Here is a 13,272-nt window from a genome sequence, read left to right as displayed (position 1 = left end):
ATTTTCAGAACACTCCGATTCCAATGCCGCATACAGGTCGGTATATTGACCGGATATCGCGCCCGGTGCCGCCTGTCCCAAGGACATTGATCCATATCTTCCTGGCTGGAGTCCACAGCATGCCTTTCACAGCCATCTTGCGCCATGCATTGGCCATGCCGCTCCTCTTGATTTTCTTCATGGCCCCTATTTCATCCTGGGCCCGTTGTTCCTCCCAGGGCTGGAATGCCCAGTTTCCGGGTTCGGCCAACACCCCCACCATCGTCAACGAAAATTATCCGATTGGCAGCGTTGTCTATTCCAGGACAATGGCTTTGCAAAATACCGGGGCCGGCAGCTACCACATTTCTTGCGACAATGATTTTTATTACATAGAAGGCATTGGAACGGAAAGCAGTGGAATATATTCCACCTCCATTCCCAACCTTGGCATGAGAATCACGTGGGAAAGAGCCGCGCCTTATTCCGGGTCCATGCTGAAACAGGGCATATTCCATTCACTGCCAAGCAACAACATGACCATCGAGCTCGTGAAAACCGGGGAACTCACATCTGGCGGTTTCCTGAATGGCAGCTTCGCACGAATCTACTCTGGGACCAGCAATGCCCGTGACTTGCTGGCCACGGTATTCTTTTCGAGTGGCATCACCGTCAACGTCAGCAGCCGCCCCAGGCCGCCGACCTGCCGGGTGTCCACGGGCAAGATCGACGTGACCATGGCCCCCGCCCCGTTCGCCGATTTCAAGGGAATCGGGACCGTCACGGCAGCCAAGGACTTCAGCATCGAGTTGACCTGCGCGGGAGGCGAAGCCAATACACGCCTGACCGCCTTCGTCACGCTGACGGATGCCACCCAGGCGACCAACCGATCGAGCACGCTGACGCTGGCCCAAAACTCCAAGGCCCGGGGTGTCGGCATACAGGTACTGAGAAACAACGTGCCCGTGAGCTTCGGCCCCGACTCCGGCAGCCTGGGCAATGCCAACCAATGGAATGCGGGCCAGGTCGCACAGGGGCAGAACAGCCTGAAGATTCCGCTGAGCGCGCGTCTGGTGCAGACAGCCGGCAGCGTGACACCTGGCGTGGCCTATGGCAGGGCGACCTTCACGATGAGCTACCAATAGCCGCTGATGGGCCTGCAGGAAATGAACAGCGCCAGCCTTGCGCGCGATTGCAGACTTCGTGGAGCCAATATGGAGGGCTGCGGCTCGCAGGGCATCGCACCATAATGTGCGCTTGGCCCTGCCAGCTTTCCCATGAACTCCACAGCACAGCCAACGGCAACCACCCCCCTCGTGCTCGTCGTCGAAGACGAGCCCGCCATCGCCAGCATCCTGACGGCCTATCTCGAGCGGGACGGGCTGCGTTCGCGCATGGCCTCGGACGGGCAGGAGGCGCTGCAGCTGTTCCGCCAGCTGCGGCCCGACCTGGTGCTGCTGGACATCCACCTGCCCGGCATGGATGGCATCGACGTGCTGCGCGCCATCCGCGATGACAGCCAGACGCCCGTGATCATGGTCACGGCCCTGGCCGACGATGTGGACAAGCTGCTGGCCCTGCGCCTGGGCGCCGACGACTACGTGGTCAAGCCCTTCAATCCGCCCGAGGTCGTGGCCCGCGTGCGCGCCGTGCTGCGCCGCACCCAGGCGCGCAAGAACCCGGCGCCCGCGCCCATCCGCGTGGGCCCCATCGAGATCGATACCGAGGCGCACAGCGCCGTGGTCTACGACAACGAGGGCCGCGCCCTGCCGCTGCCCCTGACGCTGACCGAGTTCCGCCTGCTGGCCTGCCTGGCGGCCCAGCCTCGGCGCTGCTTCTCGCGCTCCCACCTGATCGAGCACTGCCTGCCCGAGAGCGATGCGCTGGAGCGCGTCATCGACTCGCACCTGTCCAAGCTGCGCCGCAAGCTGCAGCTGGCCGGCCAGGAAGGCCTGATCGAAACCGTGCGTGGCATCGGCTACCGGCTATGGCCCTGGGACTGAGGCCCAACCGCATCTGGGTGCGCTTCGGCCTGTGGATCACGGCCACCGTGCTCAGCACCATCGCCCTGCTGGCCATCGGCGTGCTGGTGTTCTCCGAGATCCAGTACCGCGACTTCTACAACAGCCTGCCGCCGGCCGTGCAGATCGAGCTGGACGAACTCAACGCCCAGTCGCTGGAGGACAGCCCGCGCGCCATGCAGATCTATGGCCAGTACTGGACGGGCGATCTGCTGTTCGGCGAGAAATGGTCGCTGGTCATCGGCCTGCTGGTGTGCCTGCCCTTCGGACTGGCCGTGGGCTTTTGGGTGTCTCGCCTGGTGACGCGGCCCCTGGCGTCCATGGTCGAGGTGGCCAAGCGCGTGGAGCTGGGCGACTTCAGCGCGCGCGCCCTGCCCGGCAAGGCCCACGGCGAGATGGCCGAGATGGTGGAGGCCTTCAACCGCATGATCGATTCGCTGGAGACGCTGGAGACCGAGCGCCGCGCCACGGCGGCCTCGATCTCGCATGAGCTGCGCACGCCGCTGACGGTGCTGCAGGCGCGACTGCATGCCATCTGCGATGGCGTCATCGCGGCGGACGACACCGAATTGAACACCCTGCTGTCCCAGGTCGAGCACCTGGGCCGGCTGGTGGACGACCTGCACACGCTGTCCATGGCCGATGCAGGCCAGCTCTCGCTGCAAAAGCAGCGCATGGACCTGACCCTGCTGGTGGCCGAGACGCTGGACCAGCTCCACCCCCAGCTGCAGCAGCACGGCATGCAGCTGGACCTGTTCCTGCCCGGCCCCACCGACGAAGGCATGACCGACATCCGCGCCGATGCCGACCGCATGCGCCAGATCCTCTCCAACCTGGTCAGCAACGCCATGCGCCATGCGGCCAGCGGCGCCTGGCTGGGCGTGGCGCTCACGGTGGAGTCCGATATCGAAGGCCGCGCCTGGACCGTGCTGCGCATCAGCGATGCAGGCCCCGGCCTGCCCAGCGAGCTGCGCGCCCATCCCTTCCAGCGCTTTGCCCAGGTGCCCGGCAAGCGCCGCCGCGAGGGTTCTGGCCTGGGCCTGTCCATCGTCAAGGCGCTGACCCTGTCCCAGGGCGGCAGCGTGGAGGCCGACGATTCCGAGCGGGGCGGCGCCCGCTTCACGCTGCGCTTTCCGCGCATCTGAGTCTCGGGCCCCTGGGCCCTGAGGGACTACGCAGCCTGCGCCTTGCGCAGCAGCGCATGAATGGCCCAGCCCAGCGGCTCGCGCAGTTGCTGCGGCGTCTGCTGCGGCCCCAGCGCCAGCAGCGACTGCGACACCCAGCCATAGGTCATCGTGTGCAGCAGCCGCGCCAGGGGCTGGGCCGGCTCGGGCAGCGGCGGATCGCAGTCCTGCAGCGCCATGGCCCACAGCTGCACATAGGCCTGGTAGTGGCGCCGGAAGGGCTCGGGCGCGGACACCTTGCGCTCGAGCATGAACAGCGCAGCCCACATCGGCGCCTCGCGCGCAATGCCGTCCACCAAGGTGTCCAGCAGCCGGTCCACGCGCGTGGCCGGCGCCATGCCGGCGCATCCCTGCAGCGTCTGCAGTCCCTGGGCATGCAGGGCCTGCACCTGGCGGTGGATGCACATGGCCGCCAGCGTGTCCATGTTGCCGAAGTATTCGTAGAAGGTGCCCAGGCCCACGCCGGCCACGGCCGCCACCTCCCGCACCTTGGTGCGCTCGTAGCCCTGCTCGATCACAAGCCGAACAAAGGCGTCCTGCAGCGCCTGCGAGGTGGCCTGCGCGCGCGATTGCAGGGGGCGGCGCCGCACTTTGGGCGGCTGCGGCTGCTGCCGTGAAACCCGAACACCTTTGCTGGGCATTTTTCCTAGACTTTTGCGTTGAGACCCACGATCACGGAGACACGCATGAGCACCGGCCAGACATTGCAGACAGGGCACACCTGGAACACGCACGACGTCCTGAACCAGGTCGACGAACTCACCGACTTCAACCTGCTGGAGGCCGACCCTGCCCTGGCCGAGGCCCTGCAGCGCAGCGGCGCTGCGCGCCACATCCCTTCGCTGTCGCGCTATGCGCAGCAGCTGGGCGAGCGCGCCACCTGGGAGCTGGCCGAGCAGGCCAACCGCCACACGCCCGAGCTGCACCGCTTCGACGCACGCGGCCGCATCATCGACGCCGTGGAGTTCCACCCGAGCTGGCACACGCTGCTGGGACTATACCGGCAGCAGGGGCTGATCTCCCTGCCCTTCGAGGACAGCAGCGCGTGCCGCTGGAGCGCCTGGGCCGCAGGTTTCTACCTGCACGGCCAGGTCGAACAGGGCACGCTGTGCCCGGCCACCATGACCACGGCCGCCATCCCGCTGCTGCAAAAGGAACCGGCGCTGTGGCAGCAGCTGCAGGGCAAGCTGTTCAGCCACGAATACGATCCGCGTGACCTGCCCGTGGCCGACAAGGCATCGATGTGGCTGGGCATGGGCATGACCGAGAAGCAGGGCGGCTCCGACGTGCGCGCCAACACCACGGTGGCCATGCCGGTGCACGCCGGCGGGCGCGGCGGCGAGTACCTGCTGCGCGGCCACAAGTGGTTCTTCTCGGCCCCCATGTGCGATGCCCACCTGGTGGTGGCGCGCATGGGGGAAGGCGGTGGGCAGGCCTGCTTCTACGTACCGCGCTGGCGCCCGGACGGCAGCAGGAATGCCGTGCGCGTGCAGCGCCTGAAGGACAAGGTGGGCAACCGCAGCAACTCCAGCAGCGAGGTGGAGTTCGAGGACGCCTGGGGCATCCTGATGGGCGAGGAAGGCCGGGGCATTCCCACCATCATCGAGATGGCCACCTACACCCGCCTGAACTGCGTGCTGGGCAGCGCCGCCATCCTGCGCTCGGCCACGGTGCAGGCCCTGGCCTATGCGCGCCGGCGCAGCGTCTTCGGCAAGCGGCTGGCCGAGCAGCCGCTGATGCGCAGCGTGCTGGCCGACCTGGCGCTGGAAAGCGAGGCCGCGCTGCAGATCGCCATGCGCCTGGCCCAGGCCTATGAGCGTGGAGGCGACGAGGGAGATCCGCTGGAACGCGCCTGGAAACGCATCATGACGCCAGCGGCCAAGTTCTGGGTCTGCAAGCGCGGCGTGGAGCTGACGGGCGAGGCCATGGAGGTGCTGGGCGGCAACGGCTATGTGGACACGGGCGTGATGGCGCGCCTGTTCCGCGAGGCGCCCGTGAACTCGATCTGGGAAGGCTCGGGCAACGTCATGTGCCTGGACGTGCTGCGCGCCATCTCGCGCGAGCCCGACGGCGCGCAGCTGCTGCTGCAGGACCTGATCGACACGGCGGCGGGCGAGCCCGCGCTGCTGCAGCAGGCGCAGTCGCTGGCCCGGCGCCTGTCCGGCCCGCCTGACCAGCTCGAGGCCCAGGCACGCCGCCTGGTGCAGGACCTGGTGCTGCTGGCCCAGGCCTGCCTGCTGCGCCGCCATGCGCCGCCCGCCATGGCCGACGGCTTCATCGCCACGCGCCTGGGCGCGCAGCAGGGCGCCATGGTGGCGGGCGCCTTCGATCCCGCAGGCCTGGACATTGCCGCCATCCTGCAGCGCGCGCTGCCCGCCTGAAGTGGCCGCCGGCCCACCACACAACAAAGCACAAGGAGACAAGACATGAACCTGCTCGATGCCTTCGACAGCGCCGTGCGCAAGACGCCAGCCAAGGCCTTTCTGCGCGACCGGGGCGCCTCCATCAGCTATGCCGACATGCAGCGGCGCTCGCAGCGCGCAGCCGCCGTGCTCCAGGCCCAGGGCGTGGGCCGGGGCGACACCGTGGCCCTGATGTGCCTGAACACGCCGGGCTTTGTAGAGGCCCTGTTCGGCGCCTGGCGCCTGGGCGCCGCGCTGGTGCCCGTCAACCACAAGCTGCAGGCGCCCGAGCTGCAGTACATCCTCGACCACGCGCAGTGCAAGGCCGTGGTGTTTGACGCCGCACTCGCGCCGGTGGTCGCCGCCGCGCAGCACCCCTGCGCCCGCCTTGTGACCGAGGCGCAAGAGGCCGTCCCGGGTGTCCAGGACTGGGACACGCTGGTGGCGGCCGCCAGGCCCATGGAAGGCACGCGGCCCGCCGATGGCGACATCGCCCAGGTGCTCTACACCTCGGGCACCACGGGCCGGCCCAAGGGCTGCCTGCTGAGCCATCGCGCCGTCACGCTGGCGGCGATCACGGCCGCGCTGGGCCTGTCCATCACGCGCGAGGAACGCACGCTGATGGCCATGCCCATCTGGCATTCCTCGCCGCTCAACAACTGGTTTGGCGGCACGCTGTACATGGGCGGCACCGTGGTGCTGCTGCGCGAGTACCACCCGCAGCATTTCCTGCAGGCCGTGCAGGACGAGGGCGTGACGCTGTACTTCGGCGCGCCGGTCTCCTACTTCGCGCCGCTGCAGATGCTGCCCGACTTTGCCCACTACGACCTGAGCAGCGTGCGCGCCTGGGTCTACGGCGGCGGCCCCATCGGCGCCGAGATGGCACGCAAGCTGGCCACGGCCTACCGCAGCGACCGCTTCTACCAGGTCTACGGCATGACCGAGACCGGCCCCACGGGCACCACGCTCTACCCCGAGGAGCAGGTGGAGCGGGCAGGCTCCATAGGCCGCGTGGCCTTGCCCGGCGTGGACATGCGCGTGGTGCGCGACGACGGCGAGGATGCCGGCCCCGGCGACACCGGCGAGATCTGGCTGCGCACCGGCAGCGTGATGGACGGCTACCTGCACGACGCCCAGGCCACGGCCGCCGCCTTCGCGCCCGGCGGCTGGTACCGCACGGGCGATCTTGCGCGCCTGGACGACGCGGGCTATCTCTTCATCGTGGACCGGACCAAGGACATGGTCATCACAGGGGGCGAGAACGTTTATTCCAAGGAGGTGGAGGATGCGATCTCGGCCCATCCCCAGGTCGCCGACGTCGCCGTCGTGGGCCGGCCCCACCCCGAATGGGGCGAGACCGTCATCGCCCATGTGGTGCTGCGCGGCGAGACCGCGCCCGATACCGAGGCGCTGCAGCAATTCCTGGCCGACAGGCTGGCACGCTACAAGATCCCGCGTGAATTCGTCTTTGCGGCCAGCCTGCCGCGCACGCCCACAGGCAAGCTGCAGAAGTTTCTGCTGCGTCAGGAGCGCAGCGCCCCCTGAGGCGCCGGCCTCCTGCGTGGCCTGCTTCGCGGCCTACTTGGCGGCCTACTTCGCGGCCTTGAAATCCGACTCGCTCATGCCGCGCCGCCAATAGGCCACGACCAGCTGCTCGTGCTTTTCCAGACCGCGCTCCTCGCGCGCCCACTGGCGCACGGCCTGGGCGGTGTCGAACTCGCCAGCGGCCCAGACGAAGCGGCTGGCGGGATGACCGGCCAACGCATCCGGCCAGCGCACGGCGCGCAGCGCGTCGATCAGCAGCGTGGTGGTCCCGGCCTCGGCAGCGCCGCGGTGCAGCCAGTGCCATTGCAGGCCTGCGGGCGCCTGCACGGGCTGCTCGTCCTGCGGGCCCTGGACTTCGGCGAAGACATGGCCGCGCGTGTGCGCGGGCAGGGCGGCCGCAATGCGCAGCATGGCCGGCAGGCCGGTGTCGTCGCCGGCCAGCAGCATCCAGTCGGCCGGGGTGGCCGTGCGCCCGCCGGGGCCGGTCATGCCGATGCGCTGGCCCGGCTGGGCGCGCGCGGCCCAGGCCGACCCGGGGCCGGCGTCCTCGTGCAGCACGAAGTCCACGTCGATCCATCCGTTGGCGCCGCCCGCCTCGCTGTCCACGCCATCCACACCCATCGCACGCATGGTGTACGTGCGCATGTCCAGGCGCATGTCACCCTCGGGCAGGCGCAGCAGGCCGCTGGCCGACAGCGTGGGCCATTCGGGCTCGGTCACGCCGGGCTGGGGGAACAGCAGCTTGACGTGGATGTGGGTGTCCTGCGCATAGCGCGCCATGTCGTCGCAGGCAAAGCGCACGCGGCGCATGTGCGGCGTGAGATCGCGCACGGCCAGCACCCGCAGCTCGCGGAAGGCCGGCGGGCGCTGCAGCGCGGCGCCGTCACCCTCCCAGGCCAGGGAGCCGTCGGCGGCGCCCGTGGCCTCCAGCAGCAGGTGGGCCAGCATGAGCTTCATGTCCTGCAGCAGTTCCACGCCGGGCGCGGCCACCTCGGCATGCACCTGCCGGCCCTCCAGCCACAGCTGGCCCCGGCCGCCTTCGTAGTCGGCCACCCAGCGCGAGCCTTCGCGGCGCACGGTGATGTCGTGCTCCTGCATGTGCCCGACGATGGCGGCAATGGCTTCGTCGGGCCTGTCCATGTGCACCGAGGTGCGCGCCTGCAGCTGTGTCATTCGCGTATGTCCTTTCTTTTGCCAGATTGCAGCACCGCCTGGCGCAAGCAGGCTTTGCGGCAGGCCTGCCGATGTTTGCGCCACGCGCCAAAGACGCCCGCCGGGCGTCAGACCCGGGCACGCACCAGCTTGGGAGAGATGCCGAAGCGGCGCTTGAAGGCCGTGGAAAAGTTGGCCGCGCTGGAATAGCCGGCCCCATGTGCGACCTCGGCCACGCTGCAGCCCGTCTGCTCCAGCGCGGCCCAGGCGCGCGCCAGCCGCTGCTCGCGCCGGTACTCGTCGATGCTGGAGCCATAGGCCAGGCGGAACTGGCGCTGCAGCGCACTGGCGCTCAGGCCCACTTCGCGTGCGATCTCGGCCAGCGTGCGGCAGCCGTCGCCGCCGCTGTCCAGCAGGGCCTTGAGGCGCGCCATGCGCCGGTGCTCGCGTACGCCCAGCACGCCCGGCACGGTCTGCGCCGGATCGGGCTCGGGCGCCTCGAGGGACTGCACGGCCTCGTGCACCAGCTCCAGCGTGCGGCTGGCCAGCAGCAAGGGCGCCGAGCCCTCGCGTGCCAGCTGGATGATCTGCTCGGCCACCGCCACGGCGCGCGGCGAGGGCTGCCAGGGCCGTATGGCCAGCAATTGCTGCTCCATCCAGCGCTGCAGCAGCGGCGGCGCCGCCATGGGCAGGGTCTGCGCAGCAAACCACTGCGGCTGCACGGTGATACTGAGCTTGCGCTCGAACTTTCCGCGCCGCCACTGCCGCATGAACATGTCGCCGGGCCGCGTGTGGATGACGGCCCCGCAGGCCTGCACATGGGCACCGGCGGCGCTGGCGGGCGCCACCTGCAGCTGCAGGCCCTGGTTGCCGAAGGCCACGTCCACGCACCCCTCCAGCAGCACGACCATGTGCAGGCCCGGCACGGCCGGCGAACGCGTGCTCATGGTGCGCAGGTCGCGGGCTTCCACGCCATGCAGCCACAGGCCGGGCTGGACCTGCCAGGCCTGCAGGTGCCCGGCCAGCAGCGCATCCTGCGCCGTGACCTCGGCATCGAGGATGCGGTAGTCGGGCCCGCTGAAGTCACAGGCACGCAGCGTGCCCCGCCCCAGCCAGCGCGGAGGGCGTGCAGGTGTTTGGACAGAGGAGAAAGCCATGGCCAGCCGGAGCGGTGCGCGCCCCACAGACAAGAATGATTCTTATTTTATGAAAGCCCCCTGCACCACGCTGGCTGCGGGGAATCCATTGCATGGCCTGGCGCGGGCAGGCCCGCGTGTGCGCCACAATGCGCCATGCTCAGCCTCCAAGACATCCAGAACGCCGCCGGCCGCCTGCGCGGCGCCGTGCTCGAAACGCCCTGCGTGGAATCGCGCACGCTGTCCCAGATCACGGGCGCGCAGGTGTATCTCAAGTTCGAGAACCTGCAGTTCACGGCCTCGTTCAAGGAACGCGGCGCCCTCAACAAGCTGGCCCAGCTCTCGCCCGAGGAGCGCGCACGCGGCGTGGTCGCCATGAGCGCCGGCAACCATGCCCAGGGCGTGGCCTACCACGCGCAGCGCCTGGGGGTGCGTGCCGTCATCGTCATGCCGCGCTTCACGCCGGGGGTGAAGGTGGAGCGCACGCGCGGCTTCGGCGCCGAGGTCGTGCTGCACGGCGACTCCCTGGCCGAGGCGCGCCAGCACGCCTACGCGCTGGCCGAGCAGCAGGGCCTGTGCTTTGTCCATCCCTATGACGACGAGCAGATCGCGGCGGGCCAGGGCACCCTGGCGCTGGAAATGCTGGCCGAACAGCCGGATCTGGACCTGCTGGTCGTGGCCATTGGCGGCGGCGGCCTGATCGCGGGCGTGGCCACGGCGGCCAAGGGGCTGAACCCGGACATCGAAATCATCGGCGTGCAGACCCAGCGCTTTCCGTCCATGTTCAATGCCGTGCGCCAGGCCGAGCTGCCGATGGGCACCTCGACCATCGCCGAAGGCATTGCCGTCACCCAGCCCGGCGCGATCACGCAGGAAGTCGTGGCACGCCTGGTGGACGACATGCTGCTGGTCGATGAGGGCGACATCGAGCAGGCCGTGCTCATGCTGCTGGAGATCGAGAAGACCCTGGTCGAGGGCGCGGGCGCCGCAGGCCTGGCCGCGCTGCTGCGCCATCCGCAGCGCTTTGCGGGCAAGAAGGTGGGAATGATCCTGTCGGGCGGCAATATCGATCCGCTGCTGCTGGCGGCCATCATCGGGCGCGGAATGGTGCGCTCCGGGCGGCTGGCGCGCATCAAGGTCAGCGCGCGCGACGTGCCCGGCGTGCTGGCGCGCATCACGGCCACGGTGGCTGCAGCGGGCGCCAATATCGAGGAAGTCCACCACCAGCGCGCCTTCACCATGCTGGCCGCGCAGAGCGTGGAAATCGAGCTGGTGCTGCAGACGCGCAACAAGGCCCATATCGACGAGGTCATAGCCGCCCTTCAGGCCGAAGGCATGCAGGTCAATGCCGTCTAGCAGGCCCGGTGTCATGGCTTTCCCCGAAGGCGCCAGGGGACAGGCCTGCCTAGAATCAGGCATCCCCATTGGCAAGCCAGGAGCTTTTGCATGACGCACGATCCCGCAGCGCACCACGGCGAGCAGCCGGCCCCCGAAGACGCCACCGAGGCCGTCGTCCCCTACATGCCTGTCATCCTGCCCCTGGCAGGCGCCGTGCTGATGTTTCTGCTGGCCTTCATTGCCGTCAACATGGCCTGATTCCGGCCCTCCTGCCCCTGCACCAGGCCCCGCTTTGCGGGGCTTTTTGCTTGCCTTTTCAACAGGCAATTTCATCGTTCATATTGCATACTTCAATGCATAGAATGCATAGTTTTTGCCATTCGTTTGCTGACAAATTCGTGACCGCTCCCTAGAATCGAATCCCCAGCCGGTGCGCCGCCAGCTTCCGCCAGCGCCGCTTCGCCGCCCAGAGAAGAGCTTCCTTCGCGCGCCGACTGAACGAGAGCCCGTTTCTCAAAGTTGGCGCGGTGCAGCAGGCGCGTCCCCTTTGAAAAACTGGTTTTTTCAATTGAAGGAAGCTCCGCGATGAACGCACCCGTCATGCAAGGCCTGAACATCCAGGCCCCCGCCTATGTCAAGAACAGCCGCCTGATCGCCTGGGTGGCCGAGATGGCCGCACTGTGCAAGCCCGCCAAAATCCATTGGTGCGATGGCTCGCAGGAGGAATACGAGCAGCTGTGCCAGCAGCTCGTCGATGCCGGCACCTTCAAGAAGCTCGATCCCGTCAAGCGCCCCGGCAGCTACCTGGCTTGGTCCGATCCGTCCGATGTGGCGCGCGTCGAGGACCGCACCTACATCTGCTCGGCCAACAAGGAAGACGCAGGCCCAACCAACAACTGGATGGCCCCGAACGAGATGCGCGCCACGCTGCAGCCGCTGTTCGACGGCTGCATGGCCGGCCGCACCATGTATGTGGTGCCTTTCTCCATGGGCCCGCTGGGCTCGCCCATCGCCCACGTGGGCGTGGAGCTGTCCGACAGCGCCTATGTGGCCGTCAACATGAAGATCATGACCCGCATGGGCCGTGCCGTGTATGACGTGATCGGCGTGGAAGGCGAGTTCGTTCCCTGCGTGCACACCGTGGGCGCGCCCCTGGCCGAAGGCGAGAAGGACCAGACCAGCTGGCCCTGCAACAAGACCAAGTACATCGTCCACTACCCCGAGACGCGCGAAATCTGGAGCTATGGCTCGGGCTACGGCGGCAACGCCCTGCTGGGCAAGAAGTGCTTTGCGCTGCGCATCGCCTCCACCATGGGCCGCGACCAGGGCTGGCTGGCCGAGCACATGCTCATCCTGGGCGTGACCAACCCCGAAGGCAAGAAGTACCACGTGGCTGCGGCCTTCCCCAGCGCCTGCGGCAAGACCAACTTCTCGATGCTGGTGCCGCCCAAGGTCTTCGAAGGCTGGAAGGTCACCACCATCGGCGACGACATCGCCTGGATCAAGCCCCAGGCCGACGGCTCGCTGCGCGCGATCAACCCCGAAGCCGGCTATTTCGGCGTGGCCCCGGGCACGAACTACCACACCAACCCCAACTGCATGGCCAGCCTCGACAAGAACGTGATCTTCACGAACGTCGCGCTGACCGACGACAACGACGTGTGGTGGGAAGGCATGGACAAGGACACCGGCAAGCTGCCCGATCACCTGATCGACTGGCAAGGCAAGGACTGGACGCCCCAGATCGCCCGCGAGACCGGCGCCAAGGCCGCCCACCCCAACGCCCGCTTCACCGTGGCCGCGACCAACAACCCCGCGCTGGATGAAGCCTGGGACGATCCCAAGGGCGTGAAGATCGACGCCATCATCTTCGGCGGCCGCCGCTCCACCACCGTGCCGCTGGTGACCGAGGCCCGCAACTGGACCGAAGGCGTCTACATGGCCGCCACCATGGGCTCGGAAACCACGGCCGCCGCCTTCGGCGCCCAGGGCGTGGTGCGCCGCGACCCCTTCGCCATGCTGCCGTTTGCCGGCTACAACATGAGCGACTACTTCCAGCACTGGCTCACGCTGGGCGCCAAGATCCAGGCCCAGGGCGCGGCACTGCCCAAGATCTTCACCACCAACTGGTTCCGCAAGAATGCCGACGGCAAGTTCGTCTGGCCCGGCTACGGCGAGAACATGCGCGTGCTCAAGTGGATGATCGACCGCCTCGAAGGCCAGGCACAGGGCGAGCAGACCGCCTTCGGCATTGCGCCCCAGTACGCCGAGATCAACTGGACCGGCCTGGACTTCTCCGCCGACCAGTTCGCCAGCGTGACCAGCATCGACAAGGCCGCCTGGGCCGAGGAAATGCAGCTGCACACCGAGCACTTCGACAAGCTGGCCCACAAGCTGCCCCAGGAGCTGCTGGTGACCAAGGCCGAACTGGAAAAGCGCCTGGGGACATAAAGCTCCCCCTGAGCGGCTACGCCGCTTCCCCCTCTCGCTTCGCGGGGGGGGGACGGCACCCTCG

The 13,272-nt window shown here is 68.1% G+C and carries 12 protein-coding genes; 8 read left to right on the top strand and 4 right to left on the bottom strand.

Annotated elements, in window-relative coordinates; genetic code table 11:
- Positions 1 to 119: 119 nt before the first annotated feature.
- The 3 genes from ACF8ML_RS09790 (at position 120) to ACF8ML_RS09780 (ending at position 3,145) form a co-directional block, all read left to right on the top strand.
- Positions 120 to 1,124: a fimbrial protein gene (locus tag ACF8ML_RS09790; protein ID WP_392407049.1), complete on the top strand. Its 1,005-nt coding sequence runs from the start codon at positions 120 to 122 to the stop codon at positions 1,122 to 1,124.
- A gap of 132 nt (positions 1,125 to 1,256) precedes the next feature.
- The gene (locus ACF8ML_RS09785; protein ID WP_016447358.1) at positions 1,257 to 1,982 is read left to right on the top strand and encodes a response regulator; all 726 of its coding nucleotides are present in this window, start codon (positions 1,257 to 1,259) and stop codon (positions 1,980 to 1,982) included.
- Positions 1,967 to 3,145 (top strand): sensor histidine kinase, encoded by a 1,179-nt coding sequence (locus tag ACF8ML_RS09780; protein WP_392407048.1) that lies wholly within the window; start codon positions 1,967 to 1,969, stop codon positions 3,143 to 3,145. The genes ACF8ML_RS09785 and ACF8ML_RS09780 overlap by 16 nt, the downstream gene beginning before the upstream one ends.
- A 26-nt stretch (positions 3,146 to 3,171) precedes the next feature.
- Here the strand turns inward: ACF8ML_RS09780 and ACF8ML_RS09775 are convergent, their stop codons facing one another.
- Positions 3,172 to 3,825 carry a TetR/AcrR family transcriptional regulator gene (locus tag ACF8ML_RS09775; protein WP_392407047.1) on the bottom strand — a complete coding sequence of 218 codons (654 nt, stop codon included), beginning with the start codon at positions 3,823 to 3,825 and terminating at the stop codon, positions 3,172 to 3,174.
- Positions 3,826 to 3,870: 45 nt separating this feature from the next.
- On the opposite strand from ACF8ML_RS09775, the gene ACF8ML_RS09770 reads away from it, so the two are divergent.
- Both ACF8ML_RS09770 and ACF8ML_RS09765 read left to right on the top strand, forming a co-directional pair.
- The gene (locus tag ACF8ML_RS09770; RefSeq protein WP_392407046.1) at positions 3,871 to 5,565 is read left to right on the top strand and encodes an acyl-CoA dehydrogenase family protein; all 1,695 of its coding nucleotides are present in this window, start codon (positions 3,871 to 3,873) and stop codon (positions 5,563 to 5,565) included.
- A 45-nt stretch (positions 5,566 to 5,610) separates the two neighbouring features.
- Positions 5,611 to 7,131 carry a class I adenylate-forming enzyme family protein gene (locus tag ACF8ML_RS09765; RefSeq protein ID WP_392407045.1) on the top strand — a complete coding sequence of 507 codons (1,521 nt, stop codon included), beginning with the start codon at positions 5,611 to 5,613 and terminating at the stop codon, positions 7,129 to 7,131.
- A 45-nt stretch (positions 7,132 to 7,176) separates the two neighbouring features.
- Here ACF8ML_RS09765 and ACF8ML_RS09760 read toward each other — a convergent pair whose 3' ends face one another.
- On the bottom strand, positions 7,177 to 8,304 hold the full coding sequence (locus ACF8ML_RS09760; RefSeq protein WP_312840556.1) for a siderophore-interacting protein: 1,128 nt from the start codon (positions 8,302 to 8,304) through the stop codon (positions 7,177 to 7,179).
- A gap of 107 nt (positions 8,305 to 8,411) precedes the next feature.
- Entirely contained in the window at positions 8,412 to 9,440 is a 1,029-nt protein-coding gene (locus tag ACF8ML_RS09755; RefSeq protein WP_133074117.1) for an AraC family transcriptional regulator, read from the bottom strand.
- A gap of 135 nt (positions 9,441 to 9,575) precedes the next feature.
- Here ACF8ML_RS09755 and ACF8ML_RS09750 point away from each other — a divergent pair, with 135 nt between their 5' ends.
- On the top strand, positions 9,576 to 10,775 hold the full coding sequence (locus tag ACF8ML_RS09750) for a threonine ammonia-lyase (protein WP_016447351.1): 1,200 nt from the start codon (positions 9,576 to 9,578) through the stop codon (positions 10,773 to 10,775).
- 90 nt (positions 10,776 to 10,865) lie between these two features.
- On the top strand, positions 10,866 to 11,015 hold the full coding sequence (locus tag ACF8ML_RS09745) for a hypothetical protein (protein WP_016447350.1): 150 nt from the start codon (positions 10,866 to 10,868) through the stop codon (positions 11,013 to 11,015).
- Between the two features lie 92 nt (positions 11,016 to 11,107).
- On the opposite strand, the gene ACF8ML_RS09740 is transcribed toward ACF8ML_RS09745, so the two are convergent.
- Positions 11,108 to 11,359 carry a hypothetical protein gene (locus ACF8ML_RS09740; protein ID WP_126311565.1) on the bottom strand — a complete coding sequence of 84 codons (252 nt, stop codon included), beginning with the start codon at positions 11,357 to 11,359 and terminating at the stop codon, positions 11,108 to 11,110.
- Between ACF8ML_RS09740 and ACF8ML_RS09735 the strand changes: the two genes are divergently transcribed.
- Positions 11,343 to 13,208 carry a phosphoenolpyruvate carboxykinase (GTP) gene (locus tag ACF8ML_RS09735; RefSeq protein WP_016447349.1) on the top strand — a complete coding sequence of 622 codons (1,866 nt, stop codon included), beginning with the start codon at positions 11,343 to 11,345 and terminating at the stop codon, positions 13,206 to 13,208. The two genes, ACF8ML_RS09740 and ACF8ML_RS09735, sit on opposite strands and share 17 nt — an antisense overlap.
- The last annotated feature ends 64 nt before the right edge of the window (positions 13,209 to 13,272 follow it).

The organism is Delftia sp. WSY_10 (assembly GCF_043104705.1).
Taxonomy (GTDB): Bacteria; Pseudomonadota; Gammaproteobacteria; order Burkholderiales; family Burkholderiaceae_C; genus Comamonas; species Comamonas tsuruhatensis.
The sequence above is the reverse complement of the archived record's forward strand: the minus strand, read 5'-3'. Positions and strand labels throughout refer to the sequence as shown.